The 20,165-nt window shown below is 69.7% G+C and carries 22 protein-coding genes and 4 pseudogenes; 14 read left to right on the top strand and 12 right to left on the bottom strand.

The features are described from left to right. Positions 1-73 precede the first annotated feature (73 nt). The 3 genes from ACWCXX_RS34265 (at position 74) to ACWCXX_RS34255 (ending at position 3,650) form a co-directional block, all read left to right on the top strand. On the top strand, positions 74-742 hold the full coding sequence (locus ACWCXX_RS34265; RefSeq protein WP_451134152.1) for a macro domain-containing protein: 669 nt from the start codon (positions 74-76) through the stop codon (positions 740-742). 124 nt (positions 743-866) lie between these two features. After that, a complete protein-coding gene (locus tag ACWCXX_RS34260; protein WP_451134150.1) occupies positions 867-2,531 on the top strand; it encodes an ADP-ribosyltransferase domain-containing protein in 1,665 nt (554 codons plus the stop codon). Positions 2,532-2,909: 378 nt separating this feature from the next. Continuing rightward, positions 2,910-3,650 (top strand): alpha/beta hydrolase, encoded by a 741-nt coding sequence (locus tag ACWCXX_RS34255; RefSeq protein ID WP_451134148.1) that lies wholly within the window; start codon positions 2,910-2,912, stop codon positions 3,648-3,650. 301 nt (positions 3,651-3,951) lie between these two features. Here ACWCXX_RS34255 and ACWCXX_RS34250 read toward each other — a convergent pair whose 3' ends face one another. Continuing rightward, the gene (locus ACWCXX_RS34250) at positions 3,952-4,236 is read right to left on the bottom strand and encodes a hypothetical protein (RefSeq protein ID WP_451134146.1); all 285 of its coding nucleotides are present in this window, start codon (positions 4,234-4,236) and stop codon (positions 3,952-3,954) included. A gap of 116 nt (positions 4,237-4,352) precedes the next feature. Here ACWCXX_RS34250 and ACWCXX_RS34245 point away from each other — a divergent pair, with 116 nt between their 5' ends. Together ACWCXX_RS34245 and ACWCXX_RS34240 are read left to right on the top strand one after the other, a co-directional pair. Further along, entirely contained in the window at positions 4,353-4,643 is a 291-nt protein-coding gene (locus ACWCXX_RS34245; RefSeq protein ID WP_451134144.1) for a hypothetical protein, read from the top strand. Then, complete coding sequence (locus ACWCXX_RS34240) at positions 4,607-5,620, top strand: Na/Pi symporter (RefSeq protein ID WP_451134142.1); 1,014 nt, start codon at positions 4,607-4,609, stop codon at positions 5,618-5,620. The genes ACWCXX_RS34245 and ACWCXX_RS34240 overlap by 37 nt, the downstream gene beginning before the upstream one ends. 95 nt (positions 5,621-5,715) lie before the next feature. On the opposite strand, the gene dmpG is transcribed toward ACWCXX_RS34240, so the two are convergent. Genes dmpG through ACWCXX_RS34215 form a run of 5 tightly spaced genes read right to left on the bottom strand, consistent with a single transcriptional unit; the run spans position 5,716 to position 9,336 of the window. Beyond that, on the bottom strand, positions 5,716-6,735 hold the full coding sequence (dmpG, locus tag ACWCXX_RS34235; RefSeq protein ID WP_451134140.1) for a 4-hydroxy-2-oxovalerate aldolase: 1,020 nt from the start codon (positions 6,733-6,735) through the stop codon (positions 5,716-5,718). Then, complete coding sequence (locus tag ACWCXX_RS34230; RefSeq protein WP_451134138.1) at positions 6,732-7,718, bottom strand: acetaldehyde dehydrogenase (acetylating); 987 nt, start codon at positions 7,716-7,718, stop codon at positions 6,732-6,734. Before ACWCXX_RS34230 ends, dmpG begins: the two co-directional genes overlap by 4 nt. After that, the gene (locus ACWCXX_RS34225) at positions 7,715-8,524 is read right to left on the bottom strand and encodes a 2-keto-4-pentenoate hydratase (protein WP_451134136.1); all 810 of its coding nucleotides are present in this window, start codon (positions 8,522-8,524) and stop codon (positions 7,715-7,717) included. Before ACWCXX_RS34225 ends, ACWCXX_RS34230 begins: the two co-directional genes overlap by 4 nt. After that, positions 8,517-8,876 carry an alpha/beta fold hydrolase gene (locus tag ACWCXX_RS34220; protein WP_451134134.1) on the bottom strand — a complete coding sequence of 120 codons (360 nt, stop codon included), beginning with the start codon at positions 8,874-8,876 and terminating at the stop codon, positions 8,517-8,519. Before ACWCXX_RS34220 ends, ACWCXX_RS34225 begins: the two co-directional genes overlap by 8 nt. Beyond that, positions 8,869-9,336 (bottom strand): MarR family transcriptional regulator, encoded by a 468-nt coding sequence (locus ACWCXX_RS34215; protein WP_451134132.1) that lies wholly within the window; start codon positions 9,334-9,336, stop codon positions 8,869-8,871. Before ACWCXX_RS34215 ends, ACWCXX_RS34220 begins: the two co-directional genes overlap by 8 nt. 217 nt (positions 9,337-9,553) lie before the next feature. Between ACWCXX_RS34215 and ACWCXX_RS34210 the strand changes: the two are divergent. Beyond that, positions 9,554-9,721 (top strand): annotated as a pseudogene (locus ACWCXX_RS34210) (IS5/IS1182 family transposase); the annotation flags it as partial. Between the two features lie 42 nt (positions 9,722-9,763). Here the strand turns inward: ACWCXX_RS34210 and ACWCXX_RS34205 are convergent. Next, positions 9,764-10,078 (bottom strand): annotated as a pseudogene (locus tag ACWCXX_RS34205) (helix-turn-helix domain-containing protein); the annotation flags it as partial. A 104-nt stretch (positions 10,079-10,182) separates the two neighbouring features. Between ACWCXX_RS34205 and ACWCXX_RS34200 the strand changes: the two are divergent. Further along, positions 10,183-11,664 (top strand): hypothetical protein, encoded by a 1,482-nt coding sequence (locus tag ACWCXX_RS34200; RefSeq protein ID WP_451134130.1) that lies wholly within the window; start codon positions 10,183-10,185, stop codon positions 11,662-11,664. Continuing rightward, on the top strand, positions 11,661-12,659 hold the full coding sequence (locus tag ACWCXX_RS34195; protein ID WP_451134128.1) for a glutamate ABC transporter substrate-binding protein: 999 nt from the start codon (positions 11,661-11,663) through the stop codon (positions 12,657-12,659). Before ACWCXX_RS34200 ends, ACWCXX_RS34195 begins: the two co-directional genes overlap by 4 nt. A 667-nt stretch (positions 12,660-13,326) precedes the next feature. Here ACWCXX_RS34195 and ACWCXX_RS34190 read toward each other — a convergent pair. Together ACWCXX_RS34190 and ACWCXX_RS34185 are read right to left on the bottom strand one after the other, a co-directional pair. After that, positions 13,327-13,989, bottom strand: a complete 663-nt coding sequence (locus ACWCXX_RS34190) for a response regulator (RefSeq protein ID WP_451134126.1) — start codon at positions 13,987-13,989, stop codon at positions 13,327-13,329. Further along, complete coding sequence (locus tag ACWCXX_RS34185; RefSeq protein ID WP_451134124.1) at positions 13,986-14,873, bottom strand: sensor histidine kinase; 888 nt, start codon at positions 14,871-14,873, stop codon at positions 13,986-13,988. The genes ACWCXX_RS34190 and ACWCXX_RS34185 overlap by 4 nt, the downstream gene beginning before the upstream one ends. Positions 14,874-14,997: 124 nt before the next feature. Here ACWCXX_RS34185 and ACWCXX_RS34180 point away from each other — a divergent pair, with 124 nt between their 5' ends. The 5 genes and pseudogenes from ACWCXX_RS34180 (at position 14,998) to ACWCXX_RS34160 (ending at position 17,954) form a co-directional block, all read left to right on the top strand. Further along, complete coding sequence (locus ACWCXX_RS34180; protein ID WP_451134122.1) at positions 14,998-15,750, top strand: ABC transporter ATP-binding protein; 753 nt, start codon at positions 14,998-15,000, stop codon at positions 15,748-15,750. Continuing rightward, positions 15,747-16,523 carry a hypothetical protein gene (locus tag ACWCXX_RS34175; protein ID WP_451134120.1) on the top strand — a complete coding sequence of 259 codons (777 nt, stop codon included), beginning with the start codon at positions 15,747-15,749 and terminating at the stop codon, positions 16,521-16,523. The genes ACWCXX_RS34180 and ACWCXX_RS34175 overlap by 4 nt, the downstream gene beginning before the upstream one ends. Continuing rightward, positions 16,523-17,236, top strand: coding sequence for a hypothetical protein (locus ACWCXX_RS34170; protein ID WP_451134118.1), 714 nt, complete (start codon positions 16,523-16,525; stop codon positions 17,234-17,236). The genes ACWCXX_RS34175 and ACWCXX_RS34170 overlap by 1 nt, the downstream gene beginning before the upstream one ends. A 142-nt stretch (positions 17,237-17,378) precedes the next feature. Further along, positions 17,379-17,567 (top strand): annotated as a pseudogene (locus ACWCXX_RS34165) (hypothetical protein); the annotation flags it as partial. 237 nt (positions 17,568-17,804) lie between these two features. Continuing rightward, a complete protein-coding gene (locus tag ACWCXX_RS34160) occupies positions 17,805-17,954 on the top strand; it encodes a hypothetical protein (protein ID WP_451134173.1) in 150 nt (49 codons plus the stop codon). On the opposite strand, the gene ACWCXX_RS34155 is transcribed toward ACWCXX_RS34160, so the two are convergent. The 3 genes from ACWCXX_RS34155 to ACWCXX_RS34145 all read right to left on the bottom strand — a co-directional run bounded on the left by ACWCXX_RS34155 (position 17,947) and on the right by ACWCXX_RS34145 (position 19,544). Further along, positions 17,947-18,255: a hypothetical protein gene (locus ACWCXX_RS34155; RefSeq protein WP_451134116.1), complete on the bottom strand. Its 309-nt coding sequence runs from the start codon at positions 18,253-18,255 to the stop codon at positions 17,947-17,949. The genes ACWCXX_RS34160 and ACWCXX_RS34155 overlap by 8 nt on opposite strands. 89 nt (positions 18,256-18,344) lie before the next feature. Continuing rightward, a complete protein-coding gene (locus ACWCXX_RS34150) occupies positions 18,345-18,494 on the bottom strand; it encodes a hypothetical protein (RefSeq protein ID WP_451134114.1) in 150 nt (49 codons plus the stop codon). A 72-nt stretch (positions 18,495-18,566) separates the two neighbouring features. Continuing rightward, positions 18,567-19,544, bottom strand: a complete 978-nt coding sequence (locus ACWCXX_RS34145; RefSeq protein ID WP_451134112.1) for a winged helix-turn-helix domain-containing protein — start codon at positions 19,542-19,544, stop codon at positions 18,567-18,569. A gap of 89 nt (positions 19,545-19,633) precedes the next feature. Here ACWCXX_RS34145 and ACWCXX_RS34140 point away from each other — a divergent pair. Further along, a pseudogene (locus ACWCXX_RS34140) lies at positions 19,634-19,912 on the top strand (MFS transporter); the annotation flags it as partial. Positions 19,913-20,165: the final 253 nt, after the last annotated feature.

Here is a 20,165-nt window from a genome sequence, read left to right as displayed (position 1 = left end):
GTCGAACGGCACTGTCAGTGGCACGAGGTAGCTTCGGAGGTGTTCGGGATCACGGGGTGAGAGGGGTGAATTCGTGGGTGTCAGGCATGCGTTGAGCGTCGTCCTGGTCGACGTCAACGACGAGGTGGTGAGGGCCTGGCGGTCCGCGTTCGCGGATACGCCGGAGGTCCGGATCAGGCGGGGTTCCCTCCTCGACGTGGACGCCGACGCCTGGGTCTCCCCCACCAACGAGCGTGGCCGGATGGACGGCGGGGTCGACGCCGTCGTCAAGCGGTACCTCGGCGCGGGCATCCAGGTGCGGGTGCAGCGGGCGATCCGCGACCGGTTCGGCGGACGGCTGCCGGTGGGCAGCGCGGTGTGCGTCCCGTCCGGGGCGGACGTACCCCGGTATCTGATCTCGACGCCCACCATGCGCCAGTCGTCGCAGAACGTCAGCGACACGATGAACGTGGCCCTGGCCTGCGCGGCCGCCTTCCAGGCGGTGCATCTGCAGAACCGGGCGAAGCCGGGCAGCATCCGGTCGGTGGCCCTCGTCGGGATGGGCGCGCAGACCGGGCAGGTGCCCGCGAAGGTGTGCGCCAACCTGATGTGGACGGGCTACACCCTCTTCCACGACCACGGTTTCGCGAACTACGACGAGTTGCGGGCCGCCGTGCTGGGGCAGCTCGACGACATCGAGGGAGCGGGGTCCGCACGGCGGGTCCGGATCAACGTGCCGCAGCGGCCTTCCTTTCGTCACTGACCCGAAGACCTCGCAGGCCGGTGCCGCGCAGGGCGCGGACACCGGCGACGAATCTGCCGCATCTGTTCAGCATGCCGGGGCGCCCGTGGAGGCGGCCGGTTCGAGTACCGGGAGTTCCACCCTCGTGAGTGATGTCGACGTGACGGCCGCAGGCGGTGCCGGATCCCCGGCCGGGGATCCGCTGGGACTGGCAGACCTGTTCACCGGCGGCGGCGAGCCGTGGCTGCCGTTGCTCGGACCGGTGATCGAGGCGCAGCCGGGAGCCGCCGACTTCATCGGCCCGAAGCGCAGCCCGGAGGTCGTTCCGGTGCGCGAACTGACGTTCCAGGCGTTGAAGCCGCATCCGCCGGAGAAGTGGAAGGTGGTCGTCTTCGGACAGAACCCCTATCCGCGGGCGGAGAGCGCCACCGGCATCGCGATGTTCGACAACACCTTCAACGACTGGAAGGACAGCCAGTTCGGCCGGGTCGTGAGCATCCGCTGCCTCATCAAGGCGGCCGCGATGTGGAAGTACGGCATCGTCAAGAAGACCCCGATCGCCGACGTCCGCGCCCTGCTGAAGAAGGAGGACACGGTCCAGCCGCCCGAGTGGTTCCAGGCGATGCTCACCCAGGGTGTGCTGCTGCTGAACGCGTCCCTCACGGCGAGCGCGGACGGGGCGATGGCCACCGATCGGCACACGTTGTTCTGGCGCCCCGTGGCCGAGCAGATCGTCGAGGAGATCCTCCGGGCGAAGCAGGACGCGGTGGAGGAGGACGACCGGGGGGTGGTGTTCGCCTGGTGGGGCGCGCACGCCCGGAGCCTGAAGAGGGTCGTCCAGCGGCTGGAGAAGAAGTACCCGGGGGTGCAGGTCCGTCACCTGGACCACGCCAATCCGGCCGCGCAGGGGGATCGGTTCTGCGAGGGCGACCACTTCGCCCAGGTGAACGACGCCCTGGCGACGGTGGGGGCCGAGCCGGTCGACTGGCTGCCGCAGAAGGGCTGGGACCAGGGGACGGGCGGGACCGACGGGCCGGAGGAGGGTGGTGTCGCGCAGCGGATGGGGGCGTTCATCGCGTCCACCATGGAGTTGCACCAGCTGTATCTGGAGCGGCTCACCAGCGTCAAGGACGAGGGCCTCGTCCTGCCGCCCGTCACCGGGGTGTTCGACACACCGCTGATGGACTTCCGGAAGGCCGTCGAGCCGGTGTCGCAGGTGCTCGGACACCTGGATCGGCACATCGATCTGTCGAGCCGTTTCGGGGAGACGAAGGCCGCGGAGGCCGTGTCCGCGGGCGCGCCGTCCGGGGAGGCCGTGGGCGCCTTGTCGGCCGACGCGATCTCGGCCCTCCACCTGTACACGTGCGAGTCGGGCTTCTACCGCGAGATCAACGCCGTGCTGCGCTCGTCGGACCGTGAGCGCGTGGTGCCGTACCTGCCGTACCTGCGGTTGCTGTTCTCGGCGATGGAGGCGCTGCCGGCGCAGACGCGGCCGTTGTGGCGTGGTGTGGCGCTGGATCTGCGGTCCCAGTACCCGCTGGGGCGGACGGTGACGTGGTGGGGCGTGTCGTCGTGCACGTCCGAGCTGGGTGTGGCCCGCGCGTTCCTCGGCGGGCGGGGCCGGCGGACGTTGTTCGAGGTGACGCCCGCGCGGGCGGTGGGGATCCGGCGGTTCTCCGCGTTCAAGGGCGAGGAGGAGTACATCCTCGCGCCGGGGACGCAGCTGAAGGTGACGGGCGTGAAGGCCGAGCGTGGGGGCCTGTGCACCGTGCGGCTGACCGAACTGGAGGGGGCCGGCCTGGTGTCGTGACGCCCCGGACCAGACATACGAGCGCCCCGGCCGAAGTGGCTGGGGCGCTCGTCTCGCTGTCGGAGCTCCCGGTCTCGGGTTGCGGCGAGCTGGTCACTCGACCCAATCAGGACAGGATCAGGGCTCGGAGTGCACATGGGAGTTCTTCTCGTCCGGTCCACGTCTGTGACAGACGAGCCATCGGCCACGGACCTCGCGCAAGAACCCACTTGGCGGACCACCGCGACCACTGCTACGTTTTCGGAGGCCGTGCAGGAGAACAAGGAGGTGGTACCCGTGAACGCAGTATCGACATGGGTGCTCCCCTCCGGGGCCACGGTCGGACGATAGGCAGGTCGTCCGGGAGCGCCGCTCTGAGCACTCCCGAAAGGCACGACCATGCATTTCACTTCTGAGCAGCGTCTCGACGACGGCGTCATCGAGCGCGAATTCACCCTCGGCGAGATCCCCGGCATCCTGTGGACGCCCGCATCTGCGTCCGCATCCGCACCGGTGCCGCTGATCCTGCTCGGCCACCCTCCCCTCGGGCTGCGCAAGATGTACTCCCGGCTGGTGGACCGAGCCCGGCACTCCGCGGCGGAGGGTTTCGCCACGGCCACCATCGAGCTCCCCGGGAGCGGTGGACGGCCCCGTTGGGAGGCCGCCGAGCAGGCCCGCGCCGACCTGCGCCGGGCGCTGGAGGCCGGCGAGCCGGTCAGCGACGAAATCGTCGACGCCCTCATCCTCCCGCTGGTCGACAAGGCGGTCCCGGAATGGCAGGCCGCCCTGGACGCCCTCCTTTCGCTGCCCGAGATCGGCGGCCCGGTCGGATACTCGGGGGGAGTGATCTCCATCGGCATCCGGCTGGCGGTGGTCGAGCCGCGCATCGTGGCCGCCGGTCTGTTCGCCGGGAGTTTCGTGCCTCGCGCCATGTTCGAGGAGGCCCGTCAGGTCACCATTCCGCTGCACGTCCTGCTGCAGTGGGACGACGAAGGGAACGACCGGCAGGCGGCCCTGGATCTGTTCGACGCCTTCGGTTCCAAGGAGAAGACCCTGCACGCCAACATGGGTGGGCACACCGGCGTCCCGCAGTACGCGGGGGACGCCGCGGGCCAGTTCTTCACCCGGCACCTGAAGTGAAGCCGGGCCGTCAGGCCACCAGCAGACGGTAAGCCGTGCTGAGCAGGATGCTGTGCGCCGAGGGAAGGTCCCGGCAATCCTCTGCTGTTCGTGCCGTGGGCCCCTGCCGGTTCGGCAGGGGCCCACACTGCCCGGAGCCATGAGCAGTTCGAATCGGCGCAGCGATCGACGGGCCGCTCTGGCGGGCCCGGCTCGCCGGGCCCGCCCCCGGGTGCTCGACGTGCTTGCACGGCACCCCCAGATGCCTCTCACCGGCATAAAATTGACGTACCGGTCAGATCGGTCGCCCAACCCTCCGGCGTCACGTACACGTACGGCACTCGCAGCGCCGTGCTCCCGGTCTCGCGCAGCCACGGATAGCGGCCTCGACCCCGCGCCGTCGGTACGCCCTCGCCGGATCGATCACCCGCAACCGCACGAACCCGGCCGACATCGCCGGATCGCGTTCCTCGCTGAACCGCAGCGCCCCGAGAGCCTTCGTGAGGGTCGGGCGGGAATCGGAGGTGAGCATTTCGTCCGCCTCCTCGTCCGGCCCGAGGGGCAACACCAGGCGGTTGTGACGGAGCGTGGTGAGGCTGTCGTCCACGGCCACCTGACGTCGGGCCAGGAGAAACCGCAGTCGCCGACAGCACCAGCCATCCGTTGCACACGTACGGCGCTCAGCCACGCGCGCCTCTCGTCAGGAGCTCGTAGCCTTGGTTCATGGCGGAAGCCACATCCGACAGCGGACCGGACCACAACCGCAAAAAGGGTGACGTCCCCGGGCGAACCCCTTCCGGCGGCTCGGCGCTCACGACCCCCGCGGCCGAGAGCGGCGCCGGAGCCATCCAGCTCCCCGCATGGACCAAAGCCCTCGGCTGGTTCGGTGTCGTTGGGCTGATCTACCTGCTGATCGGTGCCGTGAGCATCATCAGTCGCAGCTTTGCGGGGCTGGGAGCAGCGACGCGGCGCACACCATGTTCGCCTTCGCCGCGCACCCGTGGGTCAGGCTGAGCGTCGGCGTTCTCGGTACGGTCCTGATCCAGTCGTCGACCACGACGACGGCCATCGCTGTCACCGCCGTGGGGTCGGGCGCATTGCCCATCCAGGGCGCGATCCCCATCATTCTGGGCGCGAACGTCGGCACCACCGTGACGACGAGCCTGGTCGCACTGACCTTCATCGGCGACCGCACAGAGTTCCGCAGGGCACTGGGCGCCTCGACCGTCCATGACTTCTACAACTGGCTCGCGCTGCTGATCTTCTTCCCGATCGAGCTGATCTGGCATCCGCTGAAACACATCAGCGGGACGCTGACCAATGCGCTGTACGGCACGGACTGGCTGCCGAACCCGGCCCACTTCAACTTCGTCCGGGCAGCCACCAGGCCGGTGGAACACGCAGTGATCCACGCGACCTCGCACGTCAGCAGCACACTCGGTCCGCTGTTCACCATCGTGATCGGCGCCGTGCTGATCCTGGTCGCCGTCCGATACCTGGGAAAGCTGCTCAAACTGCTCACGGTCGGCAGGGCCCGCGACATTCTGATCAAGGCCGTCGGCCGCAACGCCTACCTCGCCATGGCGTCGGGCATGGGAGTAACCGTCGTCACCCAGTCCTCGACCATCACCACGTCCGTGCTGGTCCCCTTCGCCGGAACAGGCATCCTGACACCGGCACAGGTGTATCCCGTCGTCGTCGGCTCCAACCTCGGCACGACGTTCACGGTGGTCTTCGCGGCGTTCGCAGGCGTCGGACAGGACGCGAAGATCGGCCTGCAGGCAGCCTTCGTGCATCTGATCTACAACCTCTTCGCGATCGTCGTGATCTACGTGATACCGCTCCTGCGCCCCGTGCCGCTGTTCTGCTCCCGCTCCTCCCACGGCCGTCAGCAGGCCGCGCCGCCCGATGGCGGGGCGTTTCCCGGTGTTCCCGGCAGGTCCACTGTCCCCGCTAGGGTCACACGACAGGCACATACAAAGCCTCCTTGAGTTTCCTCGGCGTCGCCTCCACTCGACGCCCCGCAAATTCCGGACCGGTCGTTCAGTCCAACGGTGGGGACTGTCACGCCACCGAAAAGGGCCGCTCAGGCCGCCGCGCGGCGGCCCGCCAGGGTGAGGGCCACATCGACGATCATGTCCTCCTGGCCGCCGACCAGGCCCCGTCGGCCGCACTCCAGCAGGATGGCGCGGACGTCGACGCCGTAGTGGGCCGACGCTGTCTCCGCGTGGCGCAGGAACGAGGAGTAGACGCCTGCGTAGCCCAGGGTGAGGGTTTCGCGGTCCACGCGGACGGGGCGGTCCTGGAGCGGGCGGATCAGGTCGTCCGCCGCGTCCTGCAACCGGAACAGATCACAACCGTGTCGGAGGCCCGAGAGGTTCGCCACCGCGATGAACGCCTCCAGGGGGCAGTTGCCCGCACCCGCACCGTGGCCCGTCAGGGAGGCGTCCACGCGACGCACTCCGTTCTCCACGGCCACGATGCTGTTGGCCACCGACAGCGAGAGGTTCTCGTGGGCGTGGATGCCGATCTCGGTGGCGTCGTCCAGGACGTCGCGACAGGCCCGGACGCGCTCGGCCACGTCGTTCATGGTGAGCCGGCCGCCGGAGTCGGTGACGTACACGCAGTGCGCGCCGTAGGACTCCATCAGCCTTGCCTGCTCGGCGAGTCGGGCCGGTCCGGCACGGTGGGAGAGCATCAGGAAGCCGGACACGTCCATGCCCATCTCGCGGGCCGCGGCGACGTGCTGCGCGGAGATGTCCGCCTCGGTGCAGTGGGTGGCCACCCGAACCGAGCGGACCCCCAGGGCGTACGCGGTCCTCAGGTCCTGGGTGGTGCCGACGCCGGGCAGCAGCAGGGTGGTCAGCCGGGCCCGTTCCAGGACCGAGGCCGCCGCCTCGATCCACGCCCAGTCGGTGTGGGAGCCGGGGCCGTAGTTGAGCGAGCCGCCCGCGAGGCCGTCGCCGTGGGCGACCTCGATGGCGTCGACGCCGGCGGCGTCCAGCGCACGTACGACCTGTTGTACGTCCGCCGGGGTGATCCGGTGCCGAACGGCGTGCATGCCGTCCCGCAGGGTCACGTCCTGGACGAAGATGCTGTTGCTCATTCCGTCACCTCGCAGGCACCGGCCGCGCGGGCCGCGATCCGCTCGGCCACCCCGAGGGCGGCCGAGGTCATGATGTCGAGGTTGCCCGCGTAGGCCGGGAGGTAGTGGGCGGCGCCCTCGACCTCCAGGAACACGGACACCTGGTGGGTCGGCCGGCCGGCCGCGCCCTCGGCGAGCAGGGTCTGCACCGGCTGGTCGCCGGGGACCGGGGTGATCTGCACCCGCTGCTTGAGCCGGTAGCCGGGGACGTAGGTCGCCACCTCGGCCACCATCGTGGCGACGCTCTCCTCGATCGCGGCGTGCAGGGCGGCGTCGGGCGTCTCCACGAGGCAGAGCACGGTGTCCCGCATGATCAGCGGCGGCTCGGCCGGGTTGAGGACGATGATCGCCTTGCCACGGTCCGCGCCGCCCACCTCGACCAGCGCCCGGGACGTGGTCTCGGTGAACTCGTCGATGTTGGCGCGGGTGCCGGGACCGGCCGACTTCGAGGCGATCGAGGCGACGATCTCCGCGTAACGCACGGGCACCACCCGGGAGATCGCGGCGACCACCGGGATGGTGGCCTGGCCGCCACAGGTGACCATGTTGACGTTTGGAGCGTCCAGGTGCTCCTCCAGGTTGACCGCCGGGACGACGTACGGGCCGAGAGCCGCCGGGGTCAGGTCGATCAGGCGCTTGCCGAGCGGTGTCAGCTTCGCCGCGTTGGCACGGTGTGCGCCCGCCGAGGTGGCGTCGAAGACGATGCCGATCTCGTCGAAGCCGGGCAGTCCGATCAGCCCGTCGACGCCCTCGTGCGTGGTGGGCACGCCGAGCCGTCCGGCGCGCGCCAGACCGTCGGACGCCGGGTCGATGCCGACCATGGCGCCCATCTCCAGGTGCCGGGAGGTGCGCAGGACCTTGATCATGAGGTCGGTGCCGATGTTGCCGGAGCCGATGATCGCGACCTTGGTGCGTGGGGTGCCATCCTCTGTACGTGTCGTCATGCCGTTCCCTCCCTCATGGTGGTGGTGACCGTGCCGAGGCCGGTGATGGTCGCGGTGACCTGTGCGCCCGGTGCGAGCGGGCTCATCGGGCCGAGGGCGCCGGAGAGCACCACATGGCCGGCCCGGAGCGGATCGCCCAGGTCGCGTGCGGTGCGGGCAAGCCAGAGCAGTGCGGTGAGCGGGTCGCCCAGGCAGTCCGCGCCGGTGCCCTTGGACACGGTCCGGCCGTCGACGGTCATCTCCATCACGGCCGTACGGGGTTCGAACTCGTCGAGGGGGCGGCGCTGTCGGCCGAGGACGAAGGCGCCCGCGGAGGCGTTGTCGGCGACCGTGTCGGCCAGGGTGATGTCCCAGTCGGTGACGCGGCTGCCGCAGATCTCCAGGGCGGGGACGGCGTGGTCGACGGCGGCCCGCACCCGGGCCGGGTCCAGTGGGCCTTCGGCCAGGTCCTCGCCCAGGACGAACGCGATCTCGGCCTCGACCCGGGGCTGGAGCACGGACGCGTAGGGCACGGTGTCGCCGTCCGGGTGGCCCATCTCGTCCAGCAGGATGCCGAAGTCCGGCTGGTCCACGCCGAGTTGCTGCTGCACGGCGGGCGAGGTCAGCCCGATCTTGTGGCCGACGACGCGTGCGCCGCGGGCCAGGCGTGCCGCCGTGAGCCGCTGCTGCACGGCGTACGCGGCACCGATGTCGGTGGTGCCGATCAGGTCCCGGACCGGGGCGCACGGGACGCGGGTGGCGGCGGCGGAGAGGAGACGGGCGGCTGCCTCCGCGACGGCCTGCGGTGTTCGGGTGGTGTCAGTCATCGCTCGGATTCCCCTGGACGAAGTCGATGACCAGCCGGTTGAACTCCTCGGCGTGCTCGATCATCGCCCAGTGCCCGCAGCGGTTGAGCACGACCAGACGGGAGTCGGGGATGTTCGCCAGCAGGAACAGGGAGCTCTCGAAGGAGACCACCCGGTCGTCGCGGCCGTGGATGAGCAGGGTCGGCACGGCGATGTCGCGCAGCCGGGCCGGGTCAACCCAACGCGGCAGCGGTGCCCCGTGCGGGAGCCCCGCCACGTAGTTGGCCAGGTGCTCGGGGCGAGCGAGGGCCGCCTGGGAACGGGCCTCGCACAGCTCGGGCGTTTCGCCCCGGGCTCGCGGTCTGTCAGGCAACAACTCCGCCCGCGTTGTGGATCAGCCGCTGGAGCACCTTCACCGTGGTGACGTAGTCGGCGTCGTCGATGCCCTCGTGGAGGGCGGCACGGATCGCGGGGGCGTTGCGGGCCAGGTCGACGCGGGCCTGTTCCCCCTCCGCGGTGAGCCACAACCGGTCCTCGGCATCACGGGTCAGCCAGCCGTGTTCGAGGAGTTTCTCGGCCTCCGCCGCCAGGTCGTCCTCGGGGCGGATGTAGGAGGCCATGGCTTCCTGCAGCTCGGGCAGGGTCATTCCCTTGCCGTCGGGCGAGATGTCGTTCGCCGACAGGTTGCGCAGCAGCCAGAACTGGGGCTGGGTGTAGCCCTTTTCGGCCTGCTGGGCCCGGGTGTACGCAATGAGCGCCTCGTAGGCGACACCGGTCCAGTACGCGGCGGGCTGTCCGGCGAGTTCGGCATCGGAGATCTGCTGGGTTGTCATGAGATGTCCCCTCCGGGTGCTTCAGTGTGGAGCCCGCACACCGTGCAGGTCATGCGGGGACGGTATGACCTCAAGTGCGGTTGAGGGCAAGCGGGTGATCTTCCGAACGACCGTCGGTACGGTAACGAGGAACCCTGCCTCCGGCTCTCGTGGATCGCTCATGGAGCCGCTGGAGGTTTTCCCGTAAACACCTGGTCGCAGGTGGGATGGTCTTGCGATGGCCGGCGTGGTCACTGCATCGGAGTCGTCCTGGACAGCCCCGTTTGCCGGGCTGAGCCCGCGCCGCTTCGGCAAGTTGGTGACTACCGTGCGCCGCGAGAGCGTGGCCGACGGGTATCACGGCCGGTCGTGGAGCCTGTCGCTGGAGGGCCGGATGCTGCTGGTCGTTGTGTTGTGTTTTTGCTGGTCAGGGGTGTTCTTCCTGCCGCACCTGATCCTCCACCCGGCCGTGCGCGGCCGACCCCTGTTCCAGGTGTGCGGTGAGTTTCTCCGGACAGCGCGGGGAGAGCGGGCAGCGGCTTCCGCTCGCGCCACGCGAGGCCAGGGCCCGCCCGCCGCCCTCCCGCCACAACTGGTGCCACCGGTAAGCCGGCTTCCGGCTCACCCGCAGCTGCCGTGCCACCTCCGGCGGCTTGATCTCCTGCTCGAACAACTCGGCCGCCTGTACCCGTACGGCCTCGCGGTGCCGATGCCCCGCAGGCGTCGGCCCACCCCCATCCGCATACCTCGCACGCCACGAGATGCAGCCAACATCCCATCTCCATCAAGGCTTCGGGAAAGATCGCCCTGACGAGCCGAAGTCGGTAACTACGGAACAGCCTTGACGGGCATGGAGAGCCGCCGCCCGTGGAGGTCCTGCCTGAACACTCTGCCGAGGCCCTGGCCGACTGGCTGCTCGACCACCCCGGCGTCGAAGTGATCTGTGGGATTTTTCCTCAGACCGGTTTGCCTCGAAGCCGGGGTTTCGCAGGGTGGGCGGCGGTTATGATCGGTTCTCTTCAGGGGGTGATCATGGCTACGACGCAGAGTTCGGCGGCGCCACCCGCTTCGCGGGACGCCGGGGACGGGCAACTGTCGTGGTGGGCGCAGTGGACGGGGCCGCGCACACCGGCACGGTTGCGCCGCGTCGGGGTGCTGTTGACCTTGGCCGGCCTGGTCACTGCCGTGTTGAGCCTGATCGGCGGGTCTTCGCGAGTCGGCGCGGTAACCGACGCGGCTGGTCGGGACACCGTGCTCACGCAGCACGCCGGTGAGATCTACCAAGCGCTTGCCGACGCCGACGCCATGGCTACCAGCGGTTATGTATCCGCCGGCCAGGAGCCCGCGGCGATCCGCACCCGGTACGACGCGGACGTCGCCAACGCCGGGCAGCGCCTCGCCGAGGCGTCCCGGCAGGTCGCGCCGGACGACCCGGCCGCGAAGCCGCTCGACACCTTGATCACCGGGCTGCCCGCGTACACCGGATTGGTCGAGACGGCCCGCACCTACAACCGGCAAGGGTTGCCGCTCGGCCAGTCGTATCTGGCGCAGGCGTCGCAACAGATGCGCACCGAACTGCTGCCCGCGGCCGAAGCGTTGCGGCATGTCGAGGTCGACGCGCTCAATGCCGACTACCGCGCCGCCAGTTCGCTGCCGATCGCCGTCGTGGTGTTCGGGATCGCGTTGTTTCTCGCGGCACTCGACTTCGCCCGCCGGGAGTCCTGGCGCACGCAGCGTCGGCTCAACCTCGGGGTAGCCGGGGCGACCGTACTCGTCGTCGCAGGCGTGCTGTGGTGGACGCTGTCGACGTTGGCCAGTGAGAGTGCGCTCGCCGACGCGAACAAGGCCAGCGACGCGACCACCGCGCTCGACGAGGCCCGCACGCTCGTGCTTCAGGCCCGCAGCAACGAAAGCCTGGTGCTGGTGGCCCGCAGCGGCGGCAGCGCGTCCGACTCGGGCTTCACCGAACAGCTCGACCGGCTCGCCGCCAAGGACGGCCCGCTCGGTGTCGCCAAGGACCGCGGCGCCGACGTCGACGACATCCGCGCCGCCACGACTGCGTGGTCCAAGGCACACGCCCGGTTGCGCCAGTTCGACGACAGCGGTGACTATCAGAAGGCCGTCCAGTCGGCGGTCGGCGCCGACGCCGGCAGTTCCGGTGCCGCGTTCGCCGTTCTCGACAAGACTGTGAGCCAGGCGGGCACCGACGCTCAGGCCCGGCTCGCCGCCGCGACATCAGCCGCCGACGACGCAACGACGTTGCTCGCGTTCGGGCCCGCCGTGTTGTTCACGTTGGCCGCCGCGGGCTTCGCGATCGGCGTCGCCCGTCGGGTGGAGGAGTACCGATGACCAGTTCCCACAACGGTTTCCGCACGCCGATGGTCAACGTCCGGCGACCGCTCGTCCTCTTCTCCGTCGCCGTCGTGCTGTCGCTCGCCGGGATCGCACTGCCCGCGTTGCACGGCACCGACGCGAACACGAGCGACAGCGGCCAGGGCGCGTCGCGGGCGCCGACGTCGTCGCAGCCCGAGTGCACGACCGTGAAGGACAGCCTGCGCCCCGACGGCGTGCTGCCCGAGCCGGGCGCCATGCCGTCCGGGTCGACGATGGCGAAGATCTACGCGCGCGGACGGCTGATTGCGGGCGTCGACCAGGGCAAATACCTGCTCGGCTATCGCAACCCGCAGACCGGGCAGCTCGAAGGCGCCGACATCGACATCGTCCACAAGATCGCCCAGGCGATCTTCGGCGACCCGAACAAGGTCCAGTTCGTGGTGCGCGACGTGGCCGACCGGGCGCTGCTGATCCAGCAGGAGCAGGTCGACGTCGTGGTCAACACGTTCAGCGCCACTTGCGTACGGCAGCGCACCGTCGAGTTCTCAAGCGCGTACTACAACGCGACGCAGCGGTTGCTGGTGCCGACCAGTTCCGGGGTCAAGGAAGTGGAACAGCTGGCGGGCAAGAAGCTTTGCACTTCCAAGGGGTCCACGACCGAGGTCACGCTGCGGAAGCTGCCGGTGCGGTTGGACGTGGTGACGTTGCCCAGTATCCCGGACTGCGTGGTTGCGTTGCAGCAGAGCAAGGTCGACGCCGTGTCCAGCGACGACGGAATCCTGGCAGGGATGGCGGCGCAGGACCCGCAGACCAAGGTGGTCGGGCGGCCACTGGCCAACGCGTACTACGGTGTTGGGATGAGCCCCAAGCGGCCCGATCTGGTGCGGTTCGTGAACAAGCTGCTGGAACGGGATCGTGCCGACGGGAGCTTGGCGGCCAGCGCGCAGAAGTGGCTCGGGCGGGAGTTGCACCCGGTTCCCGCAATCCCGCCCGCCGCTTACCGCGACTGAAACTTTCGCCCGGGATCGGTGGAATTGGACCCAGTCGTGGTCTTCCCGGGGGCGTACGGGAACGAGACTGTGCTCGTCCCTCGCGAAATGACGGAGCTCCCCGGCCGGAACCGCACTGCCCTGCTCCACGCCAACTTGCCGCGTGAGCTGGTTGGTTCGACAGATGAGTGAAGCCCCTGACAGACGGGTTCACGACCAAGATCACCCGGTGCCCACCAGAGCGACACCGTTGCGTTAGCGCCGTGAGCGGCTATTGAGGCCGTGGCGAAGAACGTGACGGTGGTGTGGACGGTGTAGTTCAGGTCCTTCTGGGGGTGCTGTCCGGCGTTCGGGCCGTACTTGCCGGTGGGGTTCTTGCGGGTGCGGGCCGGGGATGTGCACCAGGGTGTCGACCGCCACCTGGAACGTCTCGCCGCCGCGGGGCGGCAGCAGCGGTGACAGGAACCTGCGACTGTCCGGGAGACGCGGCCGCACCCGCCGGCGCCATTCGCCGAACGCCCTTTCCCCGCCGCGCCGTTGAAGGGTCTGCTCGCTGTTGCTGATCTCCCGCAGATGGTCCGGACCCGGGGCGACGCGCACCCGCCCCAGGTCCTCGGACGTGAAGTACACCCGCAGCACGGCCGGTCGACCCCCGTTGCCCTACTCCATGGACGAACCCCGCACCGAGTCAGCGAGGGGAGAGCGGGACGAGGCCGTGCTCGTAGGCGGCGATCACGAGCTGTGCCCGATCGCGGGCTCCGAGCTTTGAGAGGATGCTGCCGATGTGGGATTTCACCGTTCCCATCGTGATCGTCAGGGCGGATGCGATCTCGGTGTTCGTCAGCCCGCGGCCGACGAGGGTCAGCACCTCCGTCTCCCGCTCGGTCAGCATTTCCGGCGCGACCGCTGGACGACGCGCCGGATACTCAAGGAAGTGCTCCACGAACCGGCCGAGAATGCGCGGTGCGAAGAGCGACTCGCCCGCATGCGTGCGACGGATGGCATCAACCAGTTGCTCGGGGCGCGTGTCCTTCAGCAGAAACCCGCTCGCGCCGGCGCGCAGCGCGCTGTACACGTATTCGTCGAGCTCGAACATGCTGAGCACGAGCACACGCGCGCCCTCGACCTCCTGAGTAATGTGATGCGTGGCCCGGATGCCGTCCATCCCAGGCATCCGGATGTCCATCAGCACGACATCCGGCAGAAGCTCGCGGCTGAGTGACACTGCTTCTTCCCCTTCCGCGGCCTCGCCCACCACGGCGAACCCCGGAACATTCCCGACAATGATCCCGAGGCTGTGGCGCAGCAGGGGCTGGTCGTCGGCGACAAGCACGCGGATCGGATCGGTCATGCCTCCTCCCCGCACGGAAGCCGTACCTCGACTCGGAACCCCTCGCACACACCCGCCTCGGCCGTCGTCCCTGCCACGAACGTCCCGCCCAGCGCGGCGACACGCTCCCGCACACCGGCGAGTCCGTGACCGGTACCGGAATGCGGCTCCCAGCCCGGCACCGGCCCGGCGTCGGACACGGTGAGCACAAGCTCCCCGCCATCGCGATCCAGCCGCACCTCCACCGCCGCGGGGCCGGCGTGACGGACGACGTTCGCCAGCGCCTCCCGCACGATCGCGCATGCCGCCGCCTGCATCCCCGCCGATACGACACCGAGATCCCCGACTCGTAGCGTCACGTCCGGCCCGAAGGCGCGTGCCTCGTCGATGATCGCGGGAAGGTCGTCCAGCGCGGCGGGCGGACGCAGCGGCACGGGCCTGGCTCCGGCCGCGCCGGGCGCTCTCAGAACCGCGAGCATGCGCCGCAGCTCCGCCGTCGCGGCACGCCCGGCCTCCTCGATGTCGGCCAGGGCACGGCGGCGCTCCTCGTCGCCCGCATCGCCGGCAACCCCGCGCGCGGCCGCAGCGCGCACGGTGATGAGCCCAAGGCCGTGCGAGGCGAGGTCGTGCAGCTCCCGCGCGATCCGTAGCCGCTCTTCCTGGGCCGCGCGCTCCGCGGCCCAGGCCGTGAGGCTCTCCTCGTAAAGCCGGTGCTGGCGGCGGGTCCGGGCCACTGCCCACAGAATCACGAAGAGGGCAGCCGACACAGCCAGGAGCAGTCCGACCAGTGCGGCCCGGGGATGGTCGCTCCCGACCGTGGCGAGAACCAGCCAGATCCCCACGAGCGCGCCGAGTACGACGAGCCACGTACGGGGGCGCCATGCGGGGCGCGCGGTGAGGTCCATCCGCCCGAGTCTAGGCAGCCTCCGCGCCGCGTACATCCGACCGTGGTCGGAGAGACCACGGTCCGAGTCGGGTGGCGCGGGTCCGGGCCGAGGGCTGATGACGACGCGCCCACGGGCAGGTGGGATGGAGAACATGCTGTTCATCGAATCCCTCGTCAAGAGGCACGGTTCGCGGACCGTGCTCGATCACGTGTCGTTCGAGGCACAACCCGGACGCGTCACGGCGTTCCTCGGCGCGAACGGCGCGGGCAAGTCCTCCACTCTGCGTATCCTCCTCGGCCTGGATCGCGCAGACAGCGGTCGCGCACTCGTCGACGGTCGCCCCTATCAGAGCCTGCGGCACCCGCTGCGCACCGTCGGATCGATGCTGGACGGATCGGGCGCACATCGCTCCCGCACGGTGCGAGCGCACCTTGGCTGGGTCGCGCAGGCAGCGGGCCTCCCGCGCCGACGGGTGGGCGAGGTGCTGGAGCAGGTGGGCTTGACGGATGCCGCGCGCGTGCGTGTCGGGAGGCTCTCCCTGGGTATGGGGCAGCGGCTGGGCCTGGCCACGGCGCTGCTCGGGGAACCTGCGGCGCTCGTGCTCGACGAACCGGTGAACGGCCTCGACCCGGAGGGCATCCGCTGGATGCGCGGCCTGCTGCGGGGGCACGCGGACGCAGGCGGCACCGTGTTGCTGTCCAGCCATCTCATGGGCGAGGTCGGCGGCGTCGCCGACGACCTCGTCGTGATCGCAGGTGGACGGATCGTCGCCGCCGGAAACCTGGAGGAGGTGACTGCGGGACACCCGACCCTGGAGGATGCGTTCTTCGCACTCACCAGCACAGGCAGGACTGCCGGTGGCAAGGACTCCTCCGACTGTGAGGGCACCCGATGATTCTTGCGAGGGCGCTCGCCGCCGAACTCCGCAAACTCCTCACCCTCCCCGGAGTGTGGGCAGGCATCGGGGTCACAGTCCTGGGCACTGCAGTGATCACAGCGCTGAATGCCTTCTCCGAGCGCGCCGCGTTCGAGGCCGGGGAGCCCGCGCCGTCCGTCTTCAAGACGGCCTACGCGGCCATGCCGCTCGGCACTGTCGGAGCCGTCGTCATCGGCGTCCTCGCCATCGGAGCCGAATACACCGCGAACAGCCCGGACGCGGGCGGCGGACGCCAGATCGGCACGACGCTGACCGCGGTTCCCCGCCGGCTCGCGCTCGTCGCGGCGAAGGCCGTGGCCGTGGTGCTGCTCACGGCGGCAACGGCAGCCGTGGCTGTCCCCCTGAGCATCACGGTCGCGCAACTGCTCGGCGGCGCTGCGACGATCGAGACGGTGCCGTCGGAGGACGCCGTCGCCTGGTGGCTCGGTGCCGTTCTGTACTGGACGCTGATGGCACTCATCGCCTTCGGGGCGACGGTGCTCACCCGCAACGTGATCGTCCCGCTTGTGGTACTCACCGCGAACAGCACTCTCGTGTCGTTCTCGCTGTTGCTGACCAAACTCACTCCGCTCGCGTACGGGCTGCCCGACATGGCTGGGCGGAAGCTGTTCGGCGGCGTGGACATGGTCGACGGCGGTCTCGATGCCGGGCCGGGGGGAGTGGTGATGGCGGCCTGGGCGGCAGCGTTGGTCACTGCGGGCGGCATCGTGTTCACCCGGAGGGATGCCTGATGGGCGCGGCCACCGCAGAACTCTCCAAACTGCGCACGCTCCCCGTCGCAGTCTCCGCCGTGCTCGGGACGATCGGGATCGGTGCCGCAATCGGCGCGGCTCTCGCGCGGATGGCATCCGCCGATACGGCAATCCCAGACACCGCGATCGCACTGAAGGTGGTGCCGTACGTCCAGATCGGCGCAATCCTGCTCGGAATCCTTCCAGTTGCACACGAGTACGAGGGGCGACAGATCTGCACGACTCTCGCGTCCGTGCCGGACCGCGGTCGTGTGATCGCCGCGAAGTCGATCGCCTGCGGGACAGTGCTCGCGGTGACCTTGCTGGCGACCATCGCGTCCGTGCTGGGCACGGTGTCCCTGATCCGTTGGACCGGTGGGGGCATTCCCGCAGCCACGCCGCAGGAATGGGAACGAACAGCAGGCGCCGTGCTGTATCTCGTTCTGATCGGCCTGCTCGCACACGCCGCGACACTCGTGCTGCGCCATCTCGTCCCGGCGCTGATCACGATGCTCGTCCTCGTACTGGTGCTGCCACCCGTACTCGCGGGACTCGGCGAACACGCCCGCTGGCTCCCCGACCGTGCCGGCACGCAACTCTACGCGCCCGCCGACATGGTACTGACCCCCGGCACAGGCGCACTCGTCCTGCTCGGCTGGGTGCTCGTCGTCGGCGCCCCCGGCGCGATCCGCTTCCTCCGCGCCGACACCTGAGAAGCGGCACCGCGCGCATCGAGGAGCGACGCAGCGCCTCCGGCCGGGAGGCGAAGAGGCGCGGATGAGAGATGGATGTGGCTTCCTCGGAGGGACCGCCCCACCTATGAGCAGACATTGAGAGGCTGTCTCACGTGGCGTGATGGCCGTGCGACACGATGCCGGTGTGACTGTCGGGCTGTCGAAGCGGCTGGTTCCTGACAGGCCGTGGGAACTGGTCGCGCCGTTGCTGCCGTCCTTCGCCGCTCGTCCGCAGGGCGGCGGGGCTGCCCCGTGTGACGAGCGGGCCGTGTTCACGGCGGTGGTGTACGCGTTGATCAGCGGGTGTGCCTGGAGGGTACCTGCCACCGGCGTTCGGTACCTCACGGGCGGCGGCGAATCGCTGGTTCACAGCATGGACCGAGGCCGGCGTGTGGTGCCTCCTGCACTGGGTTGTCCTGGACCGACTCGGGGTCAGGGGCGAGGCCGACGATCATCGACGTGGCTTCCGTCCGTGCGGAAAGGGGGACAACTGACAGGGCCGAACCGTCGGACGGTCGGCAAGTACTCGAAGGAGCCGGCTTCAGCCGTGCCGCCGAAACGAGGAGTGGCCGGTCAGCGGTATCGGCGGGTGGCGGACGAGGTTGTGCCGCTGATCGACGCGATGCTCAGGTCCGAGGTCCTGCTCAAGGCGTCGGTGATTCATGAACGTCTGGTCCGGGACTGCGCGGTCAGCTGACCTGAGCTTGTGGCGGTGGGGATTCTCCGCCGCGGCGGGCGAGTTCGCGTCGGAGGTCGAGGTTCTCGCCGTGGGGCAGGAACCGGACGGCCCGGTTGAACAGGTGGAGGCTCTCGTGGTGCTCGCGGGAGAAGACAACGGGGGCGCCGCCCGCCTTCAGCTTGACGATGGCCAGGAACGCCTGCTCGGCGTGCTCCTGGCGGGCGCCTTCTCGGGCTCGACCAGGGTGTGCTCGACGGTGCGGCCATTGCGTGGCCAGGAGAGGAACCCGGCGATGGCCGGGACTCCGAGACCACGCCACTTCGCGGCCTCGTCGCGTTGTTCGAGGAACGTCCACCACTGGGCCGGCGAGGTCGCACAGCCGCGAACGGTGCTCGGCGGCCACAGGCATCAGTGGGCCTCCAGCCACTCTTCCACCGGGGCGACCGTCCGGTACTTCTCGTCGATCACGGTCCACGTCCGCTCTTCGTTCACGGGCCGGACCGGCAAGCCGTGTGCCACCGATGTCGTTCCGTCTCGGACGATCGCGCCGACATCCACCAGGCATTCCTCACCCTCGGGTGCGCAATCATCTGCTGGCGGCGCCTCAAAAAGCGGTGCTGATCTGAGCCCTCAGCCCGAACCGGCGACCAGTGCCTCGCCGAGCGGGGTGCGGCGGTAGAGCACGGACCGTCCGGACCGGGCGCGGACGAGCAGTCCCGCGCCTCGCAGGATGGCGAGGTGGTCTCCTACCGCGCCGGGTGCCATGGCGAGGCTTCGGGCGAGGTGGCTGGTACTGGCCGGGGCGTCCAGTGCCAACAGCAGCCGGGCTCGGGCCCGGCCGACCAGAGCGGTCAGCGCGTCCGGTTGGGGGGCGGTCTCCTGCTCTCCCCACAGAGCGGCGGTGCCGCGGGCACGATAGACCAGGGTCCTGGGCCAGGGGTCTTCCAGGTGGGCGGCGACATGCCCGACGAAGACCGAAGGGATCAGCAGTAGCCCGTCGCCGGCGAGGCGGACTGTTCCGCCTCGGAAGAAGCCGATCTCGATACCGCCGGCGTGCCAGGCGATGCCCGGGTGCAGGCTCTCGATGGTCGTGGCCCATCCGTGTTCGCCGATCACACCCACCCGGTGCACGACATCGCGCTCACAGATCGCGCGCAGTTGCGGCCAGTCCGTGGCGAGCAGCTCGTGCCACGCCTGATCCATCGCCTCGGCGATTCTGGAGACGGCGTCCGTCGAGTCCAGCACCGCGCGTACGCGGGGATCACGGGCGGACGGGCCGGTCGCGGTGGTGGCGAATTCGTGGCGGGCCGCTTCCAGCGGTGTGGCCCGGATCGTGGCCAGGTCCTCTGCCCAGGTCTGGTTGAGGCCGCGCGGAGGCGGGGCGACGAAGTTCGGTCCGCCTTGCGGGGTCTGCAGGGCGAGGGCGGCGTTCAGTTCGGTCTCGCGGCGAAGCCGTTCAAAGGCCGGCATGAGCCGGGCGGCCCAGGCCCGCGGCAGCGGCCGGTCCTGGCCGGCGAGCGAGCGCAGCAGCAAGCAGAGGTCCAGCGCGGGCGACAGCGCGAAGCGGCTGCGCAGCAGGTCCTCGACGGAGACTTCGAAGCGGAGCACCCTGCGATGCTACTGCGGGAGGCCTGTTTCGATTCGTCCAGCGACGAATCATTGGTGAGTGGCGTGGGCACACGGCGAGGCTGCGCGTCATGACCCCAACCGCCGAACCCGCGCAGGGCAACCACCGTGCCACCTACCGGGAGGTGCTGGCCGAGCCGCGACTCCGGCTGCTCTTCTCGACCCGCACCGTCGCGATCACCGCGGGCTCGCTGCGGATCACCACGTTCTCGGTTCTGGTCTTTGCGGCCACCGGCTCCGCGCTGTTGAGCGCACTGGCCTTCGGCATCGGCTTTCTCCCGCAGTTGTTCGGCTCGCTGCTGCTGGGCTCACTGGCCGACCGACTGCCGCCCCGCGCGCTCATCGCCGGCTGGATTCGCACCTGGCACCCGCCCACATCCCCGGTACCCGTCCCGAACTGCTCAACGGGATCAGGGAACGGCACCGAACAGCATGCGTGTAGTTCTCCTGCGCAGTGACCGTCGCAGGCCGGGTCGGCCGCGAGCCGTCACGCACCCCACCTCCACACCTACTGAGGTTTTCAGGGTGGGGTCGGTGGGTTGATAGCCAGGCCCGTGGCGGTGAGGCAGCCGTCGATCAGGTGGGGCCGGATTTGGATTCTGC

Source organism: Streptomyces sp. NPDC001732, from assembly GCF_053596315.1.
The sequence above is the reverse complement of the archived record's forward strand: the minus strand, read 5'-3'. Positions and strand labels throughout refer to the sequence as shown.